Below are 16720 nucleotides of genomic sequence, written 5' to 3'. Positions count from 1 at the left end.
ACGTCCGGGAAAGCCTTGCCAGTGCTCGGATCTGGCTAAATCAACAGCCTGCTAGGCACGGCAGAACTCAAATCAGGCGATCATGCAGCCCTGTTTGGAAGCGCGATAACGTCCGCGCCGGCCTTCAGCCGGTCGAGATAGTCCGCCCACTTCTGCATCATCGCCTTGCGGTCCTTCAGAAACTTCGTCCGGTTGTAGGCTTCACCCAGCGCATCCGGTACGCGGTGCGCCAGTTGATGCTCGATCACATCCCGGTCGACACCGAGCTCTTCATGCAGGATGGTGCGCGCCATCGCCCTGAATCCATGCCCGGTGATCTCGGTCTTGGTGTCGTAGCCCATGCGCCGCAGCGCCGCATTGATCGTGGCGTCCGACATGGGCTTCTTCGGGTCGCGCCCGACGAACACGTGCTGGCGGTGCCCGGTCAGCGGGTGCAGGTCTTTGAGGATCGCCAGCGCCTGCTTGGATAGTGGAACGATGTGCTCACGCCGTCGCTTCATACGCTCGGCAGGGATGCGCCATTCTTCCCGCTCAAAGTCGATCTCGGCCCACTGCGCTCCACGCAGCTCACCAGGACGGACAAAGACCAGCGGCGCCAGCATCAGCGCCGACTTAACAACGAGCGTGCCCTTGAAGGCGTCCATCGTTCGCAATAGCGTTCCCACCTCTGCCGGGCTGGTGATCGCCGCGAAGTGCTCGGCCTTGGGTTTTTTCACCACTCCGCGGAGATCTGCCGTCGGATCGCGTTCGGCTCGTCCCGTCGCGACCGCGTAGCGCAAGGCTTGGCCGATGTTCTGCTTCGCCCGGTATGCGGTATCCGCCGCGCCTCTGTCTGCGATGCGCTGGCAGCAGGTAAGCACGTCCATAGGCTTGATGTCCGCCACCGGCATCCTGCCCAGCCAGGGGAACACGTCTTTCTCAAGCCTGCTGATGACCTTCTCGGCATGGCCCGCTGCCCATCCAGACGACACGCGCTCCTTCTCGAACCACTCGCGCGCGGTTGCCTCAAAGGTGTGCTCGACCTGAGCGATACGCTCCCGTTTCTCGGTCTTGCGCGCTTCGCTCGGGTCGACGCCCGCGGCGATCAGTTCTCTTGCGTCATCGCGTCGAGCGCGCGCGGCCTTGAGTGACACCTCGGGGTACGCTCCCAAGGCCAGCAACTTCTCCTTGCCGTCGACCCTGTACTTGAGCCGCCACAATTTGCCGCCGCTCGGCGTCACCAGGAGAAAAAGGCCCTTCTCGTCGGCGTGCTTGCGCGCTTTCACCTCGGGCTTGAGCGCCTTGATCTGCGTGTCGGTTAGGGGCATTTGGGGGTATCTCCGGCTGGGGGTACGCAGGCTTTCGCCTCATACCCCCAACTGTACCCCCACTCACATCCGGCTTCCACCAGACCTTATCGGACTACTTTGGACGTAAAAAAGCCCGGAACCCTTGATTTTCTTGGGATTTCCGGGCTTTCTCGGACGACTTTGGAAGTGTTCGTGGTGGACCGAAGGAGGATCGAACTCCCGACCTCTGCATTGCGAACGCAGCGCTCTCCCAGCTGAGCTATCGGCCCTGAAAGAGCGCGCATTATAGAGACCCGAAGATCGAAAGGGAAGCCCCTTCCATGTCGCCCGCGCGGGCCCGGCGATGTTGCCCGCCGCCGTAGGCCGGTGGCGTTCGCGCTCAGGCTTCGGCACTGCCCGAACCCACCGCCGCGCGGCCCAGGCGGTCGGCGACGGCGCGCCAGCCGGGCCCGCCCGGGAGCGCCTCGATCAGGATGAAGTCGGCGCCGACGGCGTCGAGTATGCGCAGGCTCGCGTACAGGCCCTGGGCGTAGGCGGCGGGTTCGGCCGGCAAGCTGCGCCAGGTCAGGCGGGCGTCGTGCGGGTCGGGCGTGGAGTGGGCGAGCACGGCGATGCGGCAGCCTTCGCCGGCGAGTGCGGCGGCTTCGTCGACGAGCAGCGCAGGTTCGACCAGGCGCAGGGGGGTGCGCGGCGCGTAGTGGGCGGCCAGCGCGCCAGAGACGCGCGGGGCGGAGTGGGCTGCGGCAGGCGGGGCCGCGCCCTTGCCCCCGGCGCCTGCAAGGTCCGAACGCCCCTGCCCGGCCGCCGTCTCATCGATCTCCGGCAGCGCCTCGCCCCGCACCCGCGGCCGGCGGCCGATGACGCGGGCGATGTCCTCCGGGCCGATCGCACCCGGACGCAGGATCTCCGGCACGTCGCGCGAGAAATCCAGGATGGTGGATTCGATGCCGACCGCGCAGGCGCCGCCGTCGAGGATCATCGCCACGCGTTCGCCGAGTTCTTCCTGCACATGCTCGGCGGTGGTGGGACTGATGCGGCCGAAGCGGTTGGCGCTGGGCGCAGCCAGCCCCCCGTCAAAGGCGCGCAGCAGGGCGAGCGCGACCGGATGCGCGGGCACACGCAGACCGACGGTGTCCTGGCCGCCGGTGACCTCATCGGGTACCTCGGGCGTGCGCCTGAGGATCAGCGTCAGCGGGCCGGGCCAGAAGGCGCGGGCAAGCGCGAGCACGTCCTTGGGGATGGCGGCGGCCCACTGCGGCAGGTGCTCGGCCGAGGGCAGGTGCACGATCAGCGGGTGGTCGGCGGGACGGCCCTTGGCGGCAAAGATCTTGTTCACGGCTGCGGGGTCGAGCGCATCGGCGGCGAGCCCATAGACCGTCTCGGTCGGCATGCCGACGATGTCGCCCGCGCGCAGCAAGGCCGCGGCCTCGGCGATGGCCGCAGTCGTGGGAGATTCGATGCGGCCGCGCGGCCGGACCCCGGTGTCGCTCATCGCTGCGCGCTCACTCGTCGCGGATGCCGATCGCGGCACGCGCGCCGAGCGCGCGCTCGAGCACGCGCTCGGCATCGTCGCCGGTGACGACGAAGTGGCCCATCTTGCGTCCCGGGCGGGCGTGGTGCTTGCCGTACAGGTGCAGGCGCAGGCCGGGCACGGCGTGCAGCAGCGACCAGTCGGGCTCGCGGTAGGTGCCGTGCCCCTTGCCATCCTCGTACCACAGCTCGCCCAGCAGATTGACCATGACCGCAGCCGAATGCTGGCGCGGCGTGGCCAGCGGCAGGCCGCACAGCGCCCTCACCTGCTGCTCGTACTGGCTGACGTCACAGGCGTCGATGGTGTGGTGGCCGCTGTTGTGCGGGCGCGGCGCCATCTCGTTCACCACCAGTTCGCCGCGACAGACGAAGAACTCCACGCCAAGCGTGCCGACATAGCCGAGCTTGTCGGCGATGCGCTCGGCGATCTCCTGCGCGTTGTCCCTCAGGCAAGCAGACGCCCGCGCCGGCGCGATGGTCACGTCCAGGATGCCGTTGCGGTGGCGGTTCTCGCCGGTCGCGAAGGCGCGCACCGTGCCCGCCTCGTCGCGCGCCAGCACCACCGACACCTCGTAATCCAGCGCCAGCATCTTCTCCAGCACGCAGGGCTCGCCCTTGAAGTGCTGGAAGGCGGCGAGCGCCTCATCGCGGTCGGCGACGCGCGCCTGACCCTTGCCGTCGTAGCCGAAGCGGGCGACCTTGAGGATGGCCGGGAACAGGCCGGCGTTGGCGTTGCGCACGTCGTCCTCGCTGCGGATGACGGCGAAGGGCCCGTGCGGGAGGCCGTTGTCGGCGAGGAAGGTCTTCTCGGCGATGCGGTTCTGGCACACCGCGACCGCGCTCGCCGCCGGATGCACCGGGATGAACTTGGAGAGGTAGTCGAGCGTGTCGGCGGGAACGTTCTCGAACTCGGTGGTCACCGCGGCGCATTCGTTGCCCAGGGTATCGAGGGCAACGTAGTCGTCGTAGGCAGCGACCAGGTGGCGGTCGGCGATGAGACCGGCGGGGCTGTTTGGGTCGGGGTCGAGCACCCAGACCTTGTAGCCCATCTCGTGCGCGGCCGAAACGAAAAAGCGGCCGAGCTGGCCGCCGCCGAGCATGCCGAGGGTGGCAGGCGGGAGGATCATGATGCGGCCCTCAATCCAGGCTCATGTCGAGCACCGCCTGGGTCTGGCGGGCACGGAAGTCGGCGAGTTTCTGCGCCAGCGCGGCGTCCTCGGTGGCGAGCAGCGCGACCGCGAAGAGGCCGGCGTTGGCCGCGCCCGCCTCGCCGATGGCAAAGGTGGCGACCGGGATCCCCTTGGGCATCTGCACGATGGAGAGCAGCGAGTCCTGCCCCGACAGCGCCTTCGACTGCACCGGCACGCCCAGCACCGGCAGCGTGGTCTTGGCCGCGACCATGCCCGGCAGGTGGGCCGCGCCGCCCGCACCGGCGATGATGGCCTTGAGCCCGCGGCCGCGCGCGGCCTCGGCGTACTCGAACATCAGGTCGGGCGTGCGGTGGGCGGAGACGACCCGCGCCTCGAAGGGCACGCCGAAGTCTTCCAGCATCTTGGCCGCGGCCTTCATCGTGGGCCAGTCGGAGTTGGACCCCATGATGATGCCGACGACGGGTTTGGTTTCGCTCATCTCGCAGTCCTTACTTGCCGGCCGCAAGCGCGGCACGTTCGGCGGAAATCACGGTGTTTTCCAGCAGCATGGTGATGGTCATCGGCCCCACGCCGCCCGGCACCGGGGTGATGGCGCCGGCGACGTCCCTGGCCGACTCGAAATTCACGTCGCCGCACAGCTTGCCGGCGTCGGGGCCGTCCTGCAGGCGGTTGATGCCGACGTCGATGACGGTGGCGCCCGGCTTGATCATGTCGCCGCTGACGAAGCGCGGCTTGCCGATCGCCGCCACCAGGATGTCGGCGCGGCGGGTGTGGAAGGCGAGGTCCTTCGTCTTCGAGTGACACACGGTGACGGTAGCGCCGGCATTGGTCAGCAGCATCGCCATCGGCTTGCCGACGATGTTCGAGCGTCCGATCACGACCGCCTCGGCGCCCTGCACCGGGGTGCCGGTGCTCTCGAGCATCTTCATGACGCCATGCGGCGTGCACGGGATGAAGCCCTCGCGGTTCTGCGACAGGCGGCCGACGTTCTCGGCGTGGAAGCCGTCGACGTCCTTCCTGATGTCGATGGCCTCGAGCACCGCGGTCTCGTCGAGCTGTCCGGGCAGCGGCAGCTGCACCAGGATGCCGTGCACCGCGGGATCGGCGTTGAGCTCGGCAAGCTTCGCCATCACCTCTTCCTGGGTGGCGTCCTGCGGGTAATCGAAGCGCAGCGAGCGGATGCCGGCCTTTTCGCAGCCGGCCACCTTGTTGCGCACATAGACCGCCGACGCCGGATCGGAGCCGACCAGAATGACCGCCAGGCAGGGTTGCACACCACGCGCCCTCAGTGCTGCGGCGCGCTCTGCGATTTCGCCGCGCACGCGCGCGGAGAGCGCGTTGCCGTCGATGATGCGAGCGGTCATCGGTAGAGCCTCTAAAAAGGCCGGGATTTTACAGCATCGGCGTCCCGCCGCGGCGCAGGTGCGCGCGCTGGCGTCAGCGCCCCCCACCCAGGGGCGGACACTTGAGGCCGATGGCCGTGATCAGGCCCTTGTCGGTCATTTCCCGCACGGTGAGGGTGAAGGCGCCGATACGCACGCGATCGCCCACCACCGCTGCGCGGCCGAGGCGGTCGCGCAGCAGTTCGCCCACCGACTTGTTGCGCTCGCTGGGGCCGATGTCGAGCCCGTAGGCATCGGCCAGGTCGCTCGCCAGACAGGCGGGGTCGACCACGAATTCGCCGAAGAAGCTGGCATTGGCGGACAACTCCCCCCCGGTGCCACCGAAATAGCGCGCGAGCTGCTGGCCAAGCTCGTCGGGCGCGACGAACCACACCGAGTCGCCTGGGATCATGCGTGTGTCTATCGTCAGCCGATGCAGATGTCCACCACGCACCAGCGCGACGCAACGCACATCGATGGCGGAAAATTCTGCAGCCACATCGTCCGGGTGGCGGCCCTCGGCGCGAGACCCCGGCGCCACCCGATACTCGAGCAGGTCCACCGCGGCCTCGTCGTCAACCCACACCTCGCGCTTGTCGCGGGGCTCGTCACGCGGCGGGACCTCGACCTTGAGCCAGCGCGCCGCCATCGGCACGGTGGCCCCCTGCACCAGCAAGGACAACAGCACCACCGCAAACGCGACGTCGAACAGCAGCCGCGAATCGGGCACCCCCATCACCACCGGGAAGATCGCCAGCACGACCGGCACGGCGCCGCGCAGCCCCACCCAGCTCACGTAGGCGAGCTCGTTGCGCTTGTAGCGGAAGGGCCACAGGCCGATCGCCACCGCCAGCGGGCGGGCTACCAGGGTCAGGAAGACGGCCATCGCCAGCGCCTCCCAGGCATGGGTCAGCAGCTCGGACGGCGTCACCAGCATGCCCAGCACGACGAACATGCCGGCCTGGGCGAGCCAGGCCAGTCCGTCCATCACCCTGAGCACATGCTCGGTCGCATGGCTGCGGCGGTTGCCGACCACCACGCCGGCCAGATATACGGCGAGGAAGCCGCTGCCGTCGAGCAGGTTGGTGGCCGCAAACACCAGCGTCCCGCCCGACAGGATGAGCAGCGCATACAAGCCCTCGGGCAGGCTCAGGCGCGCCATCAGCCGCGACAGCACCCAGCCACCGGCCAAACCCATGATCGCGCCGAGACCGAGCTGGCTCAGCAGCAGCCAGGCGAAGCCACCGACGGTCGAGACTTCGGGCTGCAGCAGCAGCCCGACCAGCGCCGTGACGAGCAGAATCGCCATCGGATCGTTGGCGCCCGACTCGATCTCGAGCGTGGCCTGCACGCGCTCGTTGAGACGCACGCCACTGTTGCGCAGCAGCGCAAACACCGCCGCGGCATCGGTCGAGCCGACGATGGCGGCGAGCAGGAATCCAAGACGCCAGTCCACCCCAAGCAGCCAGGTGGCGAAGATACCGAGCAGGGCCGCGGTGCCGATCACCCCCCAGGTGGCGAGCACGGCCGCCGGCTTGAGTGCAACCCTGAAGCTGCTGACCCGTGTGCGTAGGCCGCCGTCGAGCAGGATGACCGACAGCGCGGCCTGCCCGATCATCGACGCAATGAAGAAATCCTCGAAGACGATGCCGCCCGGCCCGTCCTCGCCGGCGAGCATGCCCACGCCCAGGAAGAGCAGCAGCAGCGGCAGGCCGAGCCGGGCGGATACCGTGCTGGCCAGCACGCTGATGAAGAGCAGCAGGCCGGTGAGCAGAAAAAGGGCGTTGACTCCGGTCATTCGAGGCGAGCGGTCGTGTGTTCTGAAGCGGGTGACGCGGAGGAGGATTCAGCGCAGCGGAGGCGCCGCTTCGATCGACACGACGTGCTGCACGAGTTCGGCGAGCGAGTTGGCGCCCATCTTCTCCATCACGCGTGCGCGATGGACTTCGACTGTCTTGATGCTGATCCCGAGCACGTCGGCAATCTGCTTGTTGAGCTTGCCGACGATGATGAGTTCCAGCACCTCGCGCTCGCGCTGGGTGAGGTGCTCCAGGCGACGCGCGGTGTCGGCCTCCTGCAGGCGCTTTTCGCGATTGTCGCGCTCGAGCGTCAGGCACTGCTCGATCAGGCGCAGCATGTCGCGCTCGCCAAAGGGCTTCTCGATGAAGTCCACCGCGCCCTTCTTGAGCGCGGACACGGCCATCGGCACGTCGCCGTGACCGGTGATGAACACGACCGGCAGGCCGCAGCGTCGGCGACCGAGCTCCTCGAACAACTCCAGCCCGCTCATTCCGGGCATGCGCACATCGAGCACGATGCAGCCGGTCATGTCGGGGCGGCATTCGGCGAGGAAGGACTCGGCCGAGGCATGGGCGGCCACGCTGTAGCCGTTGGCTTCCAGCATCCACACGAGCGAATCGCGCAGGGCTTCGTCGTCATCGACGACATGAACGATCTGGTCAGGCGCTGCGGGCAATCCGCTCACTGGCTGTCTCCGTCGGCAGGGTAAACGAAAATATGGTACCGCCTTCGGGGTTCTCATCGACGATCAATCGCCCGTCGTGGAACTCCACGATCGAGCGACAGATGTTCAAGCCCATGCCCATGCCCTCGGACTTGGTGGTGTAGAAGGGGGTGAACAGGCGCCGTCTGCCCTCCTCGCTGATGCCGTGGCCGCGGTCGATCACTGCCACCTCGACCGCATCCGCGCCGAAGCGGCGCACGCGCACGACCAGCACGCGCTGGGCGGGCAGCGTGTCGATCATGGCATCGAGCCCGTTGCGGATGAGATTGAGCAGCACCTGTTCGATCATGATGCGGTCGGCGTACACCGCGGGCAGGTCCGCCTCGATCTCGGTCTGGATACGGATGCCGGTGCGGCGGGCATCGATGTCGGCGAAGCCGATGGCATCGTCGAGGACCTCGACGATGTTGACCGCGCTGCGCCGTGGCTCGCTCTTCTTCACGAACTCACGCACGCGGCGGATGATCTTGCCGGCGCGCTCGGCCTGGAAGCTCGCCTTCTGCATCGCGGCCAGGATGTCCTCGGTCCTGGCGTTGCCCGACTGCAGGCGGGTGACCGAGCCGGCGCAGTAGTTGGCGATCGCGGCCAGCGGCTGGTTGAGTTCGTGCGCCAGGGTGGAGGCCATCTCGCCCATGGTGATCAGGCGCGCGGTGCGTTGCAGGCGCTCTTCCTGCTGGCGCGCCACCTCGGCAGTCTGCTTGCGGTCGGTGATGTCGGTGGCGATGCCCATGCGCACCACGCGCCCGTCCACCCAGCGCGTGGCCTGCTCGCGCACGTGGTACCAGCGCCCGGACAGGGGGTGCTGGAGCTCGCCATCGAAGAGCTCTCGCGGCAGGTCGGCCGGCGACAGATTGCGCGGGTCGACACGGTAGTCACCGCGCTCGGGCTGGGGCACGGCTACGCCACGCACCGTGCGCCCGACGGCATCGAAGCCGTGGATGCGCTTGAACGAGAAGTTGGCGAACAGGATCTCGTCGGTACGCGCGTCGGCCACGAACACCGCGGCGTCGAGGCCGTCGAGCACGGCCTCGAAGCGCTCGTGCGCGGCCTCGAGCGCCGCGCGTACGCGCTTGGGCTCGGTAATGTCGGTGATCGAGGCCATCCAGCCGGTCTGGCGGCCGGTGAGGTCGATCAGCGGCGACAGGTAGAAGCGCGCGTCAAAGCGTTCGCCGTTCTTGCGCTGGATACGCATCTCGAAGCCGCTCTTGGGCGCCTGCCCGGCGAGCGTCATGGCCAGGTTGCGCTCGCACACCGCGCGCTGCTCGGGCGGCCAGTAGGGAAACGGCGCGGTGGTACCGACCAGCTCGCCCTCGTCGAAGCCGACCATACGGCAGAAGGCCGAGTTCACGTAGATGATGCGTCCGCTGAGGTCGATCGCGCGCAGGCCGGTGATGACCGAATCCTCCATCGCCTTGCGGAAGGCCGACTCCGCACGCAGGGCGTCCTCGGCTGCCTTGCGCCCCGTGATGTCGTGGGCCACGGCATACACCAGCCCCTCGTCGCGCACCGGATTGATGCTCCAGGCCAGCCACTTGTAGCTGCCATCGGCGCAGCGGCAGCGGTTCTCGAACTTGACCGGCTCGCCGCTGGCGAGTTGGCGCAGCGCCTCGAGCGTCGCGGCGACGTCTTCCGAGTGGACGAAGTCGATCATGAGTTGCCCCGGCAGGCTCGCCGGCGCATGGCCGAGGATGCGCTCGAAGGCCGGGTTGCAGCGCCGGAAACGGCCGTCGAGATCGACCACGCACAGGATGTCGAGCGACAGGTTGAACAGGCGGTCGCGCTCTCTCTCGACCTTGACGCGATGCTGCACATGACGCCGCAGCGTCCACAGGCTCCACATCACGATCAGCGACAGGCCCAGGATGATTGCCGTGGGCAGGGCCTTGGCGACGCTGCCGCCAGGACGGAAGGCCATCGCCTGCAGCACCATGCCGTTACCGGGCGGGTCGAGGGCAAGCTCCAGCGCCAGATACCGGTCCACCTGCGGCAGGGCAGAACTGAGCGCGAGCACGTTGCGCTCGCCATCGAGGATGGCGAGGCGGTACTTCTCGGCAAACCAGTCGGGCACCAGGCGGCGGATCATGCGCTCGGCCGAATACACGGCCACGATCACGCCAAAGAACTCGCCCCGCCGCTGCACCGGCACGAAGACCTCGATCACCGCCTCGCCGCGCGCATTGCGGTGTGGCTGCCCGTAAGTCAGACGCGAGGACAGCGCACTACGCTGGAAGCCCTGCACCTGCTCGCCCAGCAAGGCCTCGCCGGCCAGCCAGTCGAGGGCGTCGAAGGGTGCCGTCCAGCGCACCGCCTGGTCGCGCCCGACCCAGGCCAGGTTGGTCAGTGCGCCATTGACGGCAAGGTGCTCGTTGGCCTGCAACTGGAAGCTGTCGTGATCCAGCGTGTCCGCCGCCAGGTCGCGCGCGAGCTGAGCGAGGAACTCCTCGGTGCCCAGCATCGCGCGACGCATCGCCTGCTCCGTCCATTGCAGGTCGCGCGCGAGCGCGCCGCGCTCGACGTCCGACTCGCGCTGCTGCAACAGCCAGACGAGCGCCAGCATCGCGAGCGCGAACAGCGACACGGCGACATAGGGAAGCGCCCAGTACCAGCGCGGCGGGTTGGTCTGGGCGTTTGCGGGCGACTGCATGGAGAGCTTGGGGACAGGCCGAGCGGGCGGACGCCCTCACTCCAGCCTCGAGCAGTGAGTCGGATCCGGATTCTTGTCGATCGCGCGCGAAGTCGGCATTCGGTTTAACCCTTACCGGCACGACTCGCATGGCATGCGCGCGCGGCCTGCCGACGGCGGGCCTGTCCGGGTTTTCGCCAATACTTGCAGCACCGCCGCAATGCCTACAGTGAATCATGAGCTCGCTGACTGCGCTGCTTCGGCGCGCCCTCCTCGCCCCGCTGCTGCTCCTTCCACTGATATTGGTCACGCCCGGGCACGGCAGGGCTGCGGACGAGTCGCTGAGCCTGAGCAGAACCAGCCCTGGCGAGCGCGAACCGCTGCGCATCGGCGTATCGGGTCCCTTCTCCGGTCCGTCCGCGCCGATGGGTCTGTCCATGCGCACCGGCATCCGCATCGCGGCCGCCGAGATCAATGCGGCCGGCGGCGTGCTGGGGCGGCGGCTGCAACTCATGGAACACGACGACGAGGCGAGCAACGAGCTGGGCGCGCGCATCGTGCGCGACTTCATCCACCGCGACCGCATCGTTGCCGGACTGGGCATCGTCAACACCGGTGTCGCCCTCGCCAGCCAGCGTCACTACCAGCTCGCGCGCATTCCGGTGATCACCTCGGTCGCCACCGGCTCGCTGCTCACGCGCCAGTTCCAGCCCCCCGAGTTCCCCGACAACTACGTGTTTCGCGTGTCCGCCAACGACACCCTGCAGGCGCAGGTGATCGTCGATGAGGCGGTCGGCCGCCGCGGCCTGACACGCCTGGCGATCCTGCATGACGCGACCAACTACGGCGTGCTCGGCAGCGAGGACCTGATCGAGGCCCTGCGTCAGCGGGGCCTGCAGCCGGTTGCCGTGGAGCGCTTCCAGCTGCGACAGACCGACATGAGCACCCACCTCAGGCGCGCGCGCGAGGCAGGGGCCGAGGCCGTGCTCACCTATGGCATCGGCCCCGAACTGGCCCACATCGCCAACGGCCTCGCCCGCATGGGCTGGGAGGTTCCCATCATCGGCAGCTGGACGCTGGCCATGTCGAACTTCATCGAGATCGCGGGCCGCAACGCCGAAGGCGCCCGCATGCCGCAGACCTTCATTCAGGAGGCACGCACGCCCAGGCAGCGCGCCTTTCTCGCCGCCTGGGAGACTGAGACCGGCCAGGCGCGCATCCCCGTGCCGCCTGCGGCGGCGCAGGGCTACGATTCGATGCTGCTGCTCGCCGCCGCCATCCGGCAGGCGGGCAGTACTGACGGCGCACGGATCCGCGAAGCCCTCGAGGATCTGCGCGAGCCGGTTGACGGCGTGATCATGACCTACCACCGCCCCTATTCACGCGACAACCACGAGACCCTGCACTCGCCAGCGCAGATTCACCTTGGGGAGGTGCGCGGCGGGCGGGTGGTGTTTGCCGAAGAGGCTGCGCCTGCTTCACCCCACCCTCCCTGACACTCAGGAGCACAGTGAAAACACCCGCGGTTTGATAAAAAAATATTGCACATCGCGAAATTGCGTTTTATATTTCGCAACGCTGGCCGTGCGGCAATCGGCATGGTCTCGCTCGCAACCAAATATCGTCCTGCCCCACCGGGCAGGGATCGCCAACCGAACGTCATGAGGAGACAAACCATGACCGGAAACAGCAACCTTCTCCCGCAAACCGACACGGACCCGCAGGAAACGAAGGAATGGCTGGAGTCGCTTGCCGCCGTCGTCGAACACGAAGGGCCCGCGCGTGCGCACTACCTGATCGAGACCCTGATCGCCACCGCGCGCCAGGAAGGGGTGAACATCCCCTACTCGGCCACCACCGAGTACATCAACACCATTCCCGCCGAGCAGCAGCCGCCCTACCCGGGCGATCCGGACATGGAGATCAAGCTGCACTCCTACATCCGCTGGAACGCGATGGCGATGGTGGTACGCGCGAACAAGAACACCAACGTCGGCGGCCACATCGCCTCCTTCGCCTCGGCCGCGGCGCTCTACGACGTCGGCTTCTCGCACTTCTGGCATGCGCCGTCCGACGCTCATGACGGAGACATGATCTATTTCCAGGGCCATTCGGTGCCTGGCGTCTATGCCCGCGCATTCATGCTCGGCCGCCTGACCGAGGATCAAATGGACAACTTCCGCCAGGAAGTCGGTGGCAAGGGCATCTCGTCCTACCCGCACCCCTGGCTGATGCCCGATTTCTGGCAGTTCCCCACCGTGTCGATGGGCCTGGGCCCGCTGTGCGCGATCTACCAGGCGCGCTTCATGAAGTACATGGCCAGCCGCGGCATGATCGACGCAGCGCGCGCAGAGCAGCGCAAGGTGTGGGCCTTCCTGGGCGACGGCGAGACCGACGAGGTCGAGTCGCTCGGCGCGATCGGCATGGCCGGCCGCGAGAAGCTCGACAACCTCGTGTTCGTGATCAACTGCAACCTGCAGCGCCTCGATGGCCCGGTGCGCGGCAACGGCAAGATCATCCAGGAGCTCGAAGCCGGCTTCCGCGGCGCGGGCTGGAACGTCATCAAGGTCATCTGGGGCACGGCCTGGGATGCGCTCTTCGCGCGCGACAAGAAGGGTCTCCTCAAGCAGCGCATGATGGAACTGTGCGACGGCGAGTACCAGACCTTCAAGGCCAAGGACGGCGCCTACGTGCGCGAGCATTTCTTCAACACACCCGAACTGCGCGCACTGGTGGCCGACTGGACCGACGACCAGGTGTGGGAGCTCAACCGCGGCGGCCACGACCTGTTCAAGATCTTTGCCGCCTACAAGGCCGCCTCCGAGCACAAGGGCCAGCCCACGCTGATCCTGGCCAAGACCATCAAAGGCTTCGGCATGGGCCAGGCCGGCGAGGCCATGAACATCAGCCACCAGCAGAAGAAGATGGACGTCGACGCCATCCGCCGCTTCCGTGACCGCTTCGGCCTGCCGGTACCCGACGACAAGCTCGAGGAGCTGCCCTACCTGAAGTTCGAGGAAGGCTCGCCCGAATACAAGTACATGATGCAGCGCCGCATGGACCTGGGCGGCTTCCTGCCCCAGCGCCGCACCAAGGCCGAGCCGCTGGCCGTACCGGCACTGGACGCCTTCGCCGCGCTGCTGAAGGCCTCGGGAGAAGGCCGCGAGCTGTCGACCACGATGGCCATCGTGCGCATCATGAACACCTTGCTCAAGGACAAGCAGATCGGCCGCCACATCGTGCCGATCGTGCCCGACGAGAGCCGCACCTTCGGCATGGAAGGCATGTTCCGCCAGTACGGCATCTGGAACCAGGAAGGCCAGAAGTACGTGCCCGAAGATCATGACCAGCTCATGTTCTACAAGGAGAGCAAGACCGGCCAAGTGCTGCAGGAAGGCATCAACGAGGCCGGCGCGATGGCCGACTGGATCGCCGCCGGCACCGCCTACAGCGTGCATGGCGTGCAGATGGTGCCCTTCTACATCTTCTATTCGATGTTCGGCCTGCAGCGCACCATGGACCTGTGCTGGGCGGCAGCCGACCAGCGCACCCGCGGCTTCCTCATCGGGGGCACCGCCGGACGCACCACGCTGAACGGCGAAGGCCTTCAGCACGAGGACGGCCACAGCCTGCTGATGGCCAACATGATCCCCAACTGCATCAGCTACGACCCGACCTTCCAGTACGAAGTCGCGGTCGTCGTGCAGGACGGCATGCGCCGGATGTTCGCCGAACAGGAGGACGTCTACTACTACATCACGGTGATGAACGAGAACTACGAACATCCCGAGATGCCGGTGGGCGCCGAGGCCGACATCCTCAAGGGTCTGTACGCCTTCCGCAAGGGCGCCGAGAGCAGCGGTCCGCGCGTGCAGCTGATGGGTTCGGGCACGATCTTCCGCGAGGTGATCGCCGCCGCCGAGCTGCTCAAGGCCGACTGGGGCGTCGAGGCCGACATCTGGGGCGCGCCCAGCTTCAACGAGCTGGCCCGCAACGGCCACGACGTCGAGCGCTGGAACCTGCTGCACCCGATGGAAGAGCCGAAGCAGACCCACGTGCAGCAGAAGCTCGCCGGCTTCGAAGGCCCGATCGTCGCCGCCACCGACTACATCCGCATGTTCCCCGAGCAGATCCGCTCGCAGCTCGACCGCAGCTTCGTCACGCTGGGCACCGACGGTTTCGGCCGCTCGGACACCCGCGAGCAGCTGCGCCACTTCTTCGAGGTGGATCGCCACTGGGTCACGCTGGCCGCGCTGAAGGCCTTGGCCGATGACGGCGTGATCGGCCGCGACAAGGTGGCCGCGGCGCTGGTCAAGTACGAGCTCGATCCGTCCAAGCCGAACCCGATGTCGGTCTGAGCGCGCAAGGAGACAAGAACATGAGCCAACTCATTGAAGTGAAAGTGCCCGACATCGGCGACTTTGACGCCGTGCCGGTGATCGAGCTGTTCGTGAAGGTGGGCGACACGATCGCCGTCGATGACGCGATCGCGACGCTGGAATCCGACAAGGCGACGATGGACGTGCCCTCCTCGCACGCCGGCGTGGTCAAGGAAGTGCTGGTCAATGTCGGCGACAAGGTGTCCGAAGGCAGCGTGCTGATCAAGGTCGAGGCAGCCGGCGCCGCTGCCAGCGCGCCCGCCGCCCCTGCGCCGGCCGCTGCCGCTGCCCCTGCACCCGCTGCGGCGCCGGTGGCTGCTGCCGCCCCGGCCGCGGCCGGTGGCGTGGTCGAGGTCAAGGTGCCCGACATCGGTGACTTCGACGCCGTGCCGGTGATCGAGCTGTTCGTCAAGGTCGGCGACACGATCAAGGTCGACGACGCCATCGCCACGCTCGAATCGGACAAGGCGACGATGGACGTGCCCTCCTCCCACGCCGGCGTGGTCAGGGAAGTGCTGGTCGCGGTCGGCGACAAGGTCGGCGAAGGCAGCGTGCTGCTCAAGCTCGAGACGGCCGGTGGCACGGTGGCTGCCGCGCCTGCCAGCCCGGCAGCCGCCGCTCCTGCGCCCGCCGCGCCCTCGCCCGCCCCGCTGGCCGACGGCGGCCCCGCAGCCAGCGCGCCGGCGGCGATGCCGCTGGCGTCGGCCGCAGCGCCCTCCGCGGTGACGGTCGGTGGCAAGGTGCACGCCAGCCCCTCGGTGCGCGCCTTCGCCCGCGAGCTCGGTGTCGATCTCGGCCAGGTCAAGGCCAGCGGCCCGAAGGGCCGCATTCTCAAGGAAGATGTCGCCGCCTTCATCAAGAGCGCGATGACGACCGGGGTGGTTCCGGGCAAGACCCTGCCAGCGGCTGCCGGTGCGAGCCTGGGCGGTGGGCTGGATCTGCTGCCCTGGCCGAAGGTCGACTTCGCCAAGTTCGGCGAGGTCGAGGTCAAGCCTTTGAGCCGCATCAAGAAGATCTCCGGCCAGAACCTCGCCCGCAACTGGGTGATGATCCCGGCGGTGACCTACCACGAGGACGCCGACATCACCGACCTGGAAGCCTTCCGGGTGCAGATGAACAAGGAGTACGAGAAGTCGGGCAAGAAGCTCACCATGCTCGCCTTCATCATCAAGGCCTCGGTGCGCGCGCTGCAGGAGTTCCCCGAGTTCAACACCAGCCTCGACGGCGACAACCTGGTCTACAAGAAGTACTTCAACATCGCGTTTGCGGCCGACACCCCCAATGGCCTGGTCGTGCCGGTGGTGAAGGACGCCGACAAGAAGAGCGTGTTCGACATCGCTGCCGAGACCGGTGCGCTGGCCAAGAAGGCGCGCGACGGCAAGCTCGGCCCGGCCGACATGTCGGGGGCGTGCTTCACGATTAGCTCGCTGGGCGGTATCGGCGGCACCTACTTCGCGCCCATCGTCAATGCGCCCGAAGTCGCCATCCTCGGGGTGAACAAGTCGGTGATGAAGCCGGTGTGGGACGGCAAGCAGTTCGTGCCGCGCCTGACCCTGCCGATGTCGCTGACCGCGGATCACCGCGTCATCGACGGCGCGCTGGCCACCCGCTTCAACGTGTACCTCGCGCAACTGCTGGCGGACTTCCGCCGCGTGATGCTCTGACACGGTGAGGAGTGCGGGGTTGGGGGCGCAAGCCCTTGGCCCCGCGCCCTTCCTCTTCCGGAAACTCCTCACGAGGTGATGAAGATGAGTCAAGTAATTGAAGTGAAAGTCCCGGACATCGGCGATTTCGATTCAGTGCCGGTGATCGAGCTGTTCGTCAAGGTCGGCGACAGCATCA

Annotated in this window: 11 protein-coding genes and 1 tRNA gene; 3 read left to right on the top strand and 9 right to left on the bottom strand. The window is 67.5% G+C overall.

Going from position 1 to position 16720, the window contains the following annotated elements; translation table 11 throughout:
- Window positions 1-80: 80 nt before the first annotated feature.
- From PLC66_RS20245 to PLC66_RS20205, 9 genes are all read right to left on the bottom strand, one after another.
- A complete protein-coding gene (locus PLC66_RS20245) occupies window positions 81-1307 on the bottom strand; it encodes a tyrosine-type recombinase/integrase (RefSeq protein WP_324543880.1) in 1227 nt (408 codons plus the stop codon).
- Between the two features lie 175 nt (window positions 1308-1482).
- Window positions 1483-1558 (bottom strand) — tRNA-Ala (locus PLC66_RS20240).
- A 110-nt stretch (window positions 1559-1668) separates the two neighbouring features.
- Window positions 1669-2781: an L-threonylcarbamoyladenylate synthase gene (locus PLC66_RS20235; protein ID WP_324543878.1), complete on the bottom strand. Its 1113-nt coding sequence runs from the start codon at window positions 2779-2781 to the stop codon at window positions 1669-1671.
- Between the two features lie 10 nt (window positions 2782-2791).
- Window positions 2792-3946: a 5-(carboxyamino)imidazole ribonucleotide synthase gene (locus PLC66_RS20230; protein ID WP_324543876.1), complete on the bottom strand. Its 1155-nt coding sequence runs from the start codon at window positions 3944-3946 to the stop codon at window positions 2792-2794.
- Window positions 3947-3956: 10 nt separating this feature from the next.
- Window positions 3957-4448, bottom strand: a complete 492-nt coding sequence (gene purE, locus PLC66_RS20225; RefSeq protein WP_324543874.1) for a 5-(carboxyamino)imidazole ribonucleotide mutase — start codon at window positions 4446-4448, stop codon at window positions 3957-3959.
- A gap of 10 nt (window positions 4449-4458) precedes the next feature.
- Window positions 4459-5334: a bifunctional methylenetetrahydrofolate dehydrogenase/methenyltetrahydrofolate cyclohydrolase FolD gene (gene folD, locus PLC66_RS20220; protein ID WP_324543872.1), complete on the bottom strand. Its 876-nt coding sequence runs from the start codon at window positions 5332-5334 to the stop codon at window positions 4459-4461.
- Window positions 5335-5407: 73 nt separating this feature from the next.
- The gene (locus PLC66_RS20215) at window positions 5408-7150 is read right to left on the bottom strand and encodes a potassium/proton antiporter (RefSeq protein ID WP_324543870.1); all 1743 of its coding nucleotides are present in this window, start codon (window positions 7148-7150) and stop codon (window positions 5408-5410) included.
- 48 nt (window positions 7151-7198) lie between these two features.
- Window positions 7199-7837 (bottom strand): response regulator transcription factor, encoded by a 639-nt coding sequence (locus tag PLC66_RS20210; protein ID WP_324543868.1) that lies wholly within the window; start codon window positions 7835-7837, stop codon window positions 7199-7201.
- Window positions 7812-10520, bottom strand: a complete 2709-nt coding sequence (locus PLC66_RS20205) for a PAS domain S-box protein (protein WP_324543866.1) — start codon at window positions 10518-10520, stop codon at window positions 7812-7814. Before PLC66_RS20205 ends, PLC66_RS20210 begins: the two co-directional genes overlap by 26 nt.
- Before the next feature lie 215 nt (window positions 10521-10735).
- On the opposite strand from PLC66_RS20205, the gene PLC66_RS20200 reads away from it, so the two are divergent.
- The 3 genes from PLC66_RS20200 (at window position 10736) to aceF (ending at window position 16542) form a co-directional block, all read left to right on the top strand.
- Complete coding sequence (locus PLC66_RS20200; protein ID WP_324543864.1) at window positions 10736-11995, top strand: ABC transporter substrate-binding protein; 1260 nt, start codon at window positions 10736-10738, stop codon at window positions 11993-11995.
- 180 nt (window positions 11996-12175) lie between these two features.
- A complete protein-coding gene (aceE, locus tag PLC66_RS20195; protein ID WP_324543862.1) occupies window positions 12176-14857 on the top strand; it encodes a pyruvate dehydrogenase (acetyl-transferring), homodimeric type in 2682 nt (893 codons plus the stop codon).
- Between the two features lie 20 nt (window positions 14858-14877).
- Window positions 14878-16542, top strand: a complete 1665-nt coding sequence (gene aceF / locus PLC66_RS20190) for a dihydrolipoyllysine-residue acetyltransferase (RefSeq protein ID WP_324543860.1) — start codon at window positions 14878-14880, stop codon at window positions 16540-16542.
- The last annotated feature ends 178 nt before the right edge of the window (window positions 16543-16720 follow it).

It is taken from the genome of Thauera sp., from assembly GCF_035444905.1.
Lineage (GTDB): Bacteria > Pseudomonadota > Gammaproteobacteria > Burkholderiales > Rhodocyclaceae > Thauera.
The sequence above is the reverse complement of the archived record's forward strand: the minus strand, read 5'-3'. Positions and strand labels throughout refer to the sequence as shown.

Bases quoted from the DNA above. Each gene is read 5' to 3' on its own strand.
- PLC66_RS20245 (WP_324543880.1), bottom strand. From the start codon at position 1,307: ATGCCCCTAACCGACACGCAGATCAAGGCGCTCAAGCCCGAGGTGAAA.
- PLC66_RS20235 (WP_324543878.1), bottom strand. From the start codon at position 2,781: ATGAGCGACACCGGGGTCCGGCCGCGCGGCCGCATCGAATCTCCCACG.
- PLC66_RS20230 (WP_324543876.1), bottom strand. From the start codon at position 3,946: ATGATCCTCCCGCCTGCCACCCTCGGCATGCTCGGCGGCGGCCAGCTC.
- purE (WP_324543874.1), bottom strand. From the start codon at position 4,448: ATGAGCGAAACCAAACCCGTCGTCGGCATCATCATGGGGTCCAACTCC.
- folD (WP_324543872.1), bottom strand. From the start codon at position 5,334: ATGACCGCTCGCATCATCGACGGCAACGCGCTCTCCGCGCGCGTGCGC.
- PLC66_RS20215 (WP_324543870.1), bottom strand. From the start codon at position 7,150: ATGACCGGAGTCAACGCCCTTTTTCTGCTCACCGGCCTGCTGCTCTTC.
- PLC66_RS20205 (WP_324543866.1), bottom strand. From the start codon at position 10,520: ATGCAGTCGCCCGCAAACGCCCAGACCAACCCGCCGCGCTGGTACTGG.
- PLC66_RS20200 (WP_324543864.1), top strand. From the start codon at position 10,736: ATGAGCTCGCTGACTGCGCTGCTTCGGCGCGCCCTCCTCGCCCCGCTG.
- aceE (WP_324543862.1), top strand. From the start codon at position 12,176: ATGACCGGAAACAGCAACCTTCTCCCGCAAACCGACACGGACCCGCAG.
- aceF (WP_324543860.1), top strand. From the start codon at position 14,878: ATGAGCCAACTCATTGAAGTGAAAGTGCCCGACATCGGCGACTTTGAC.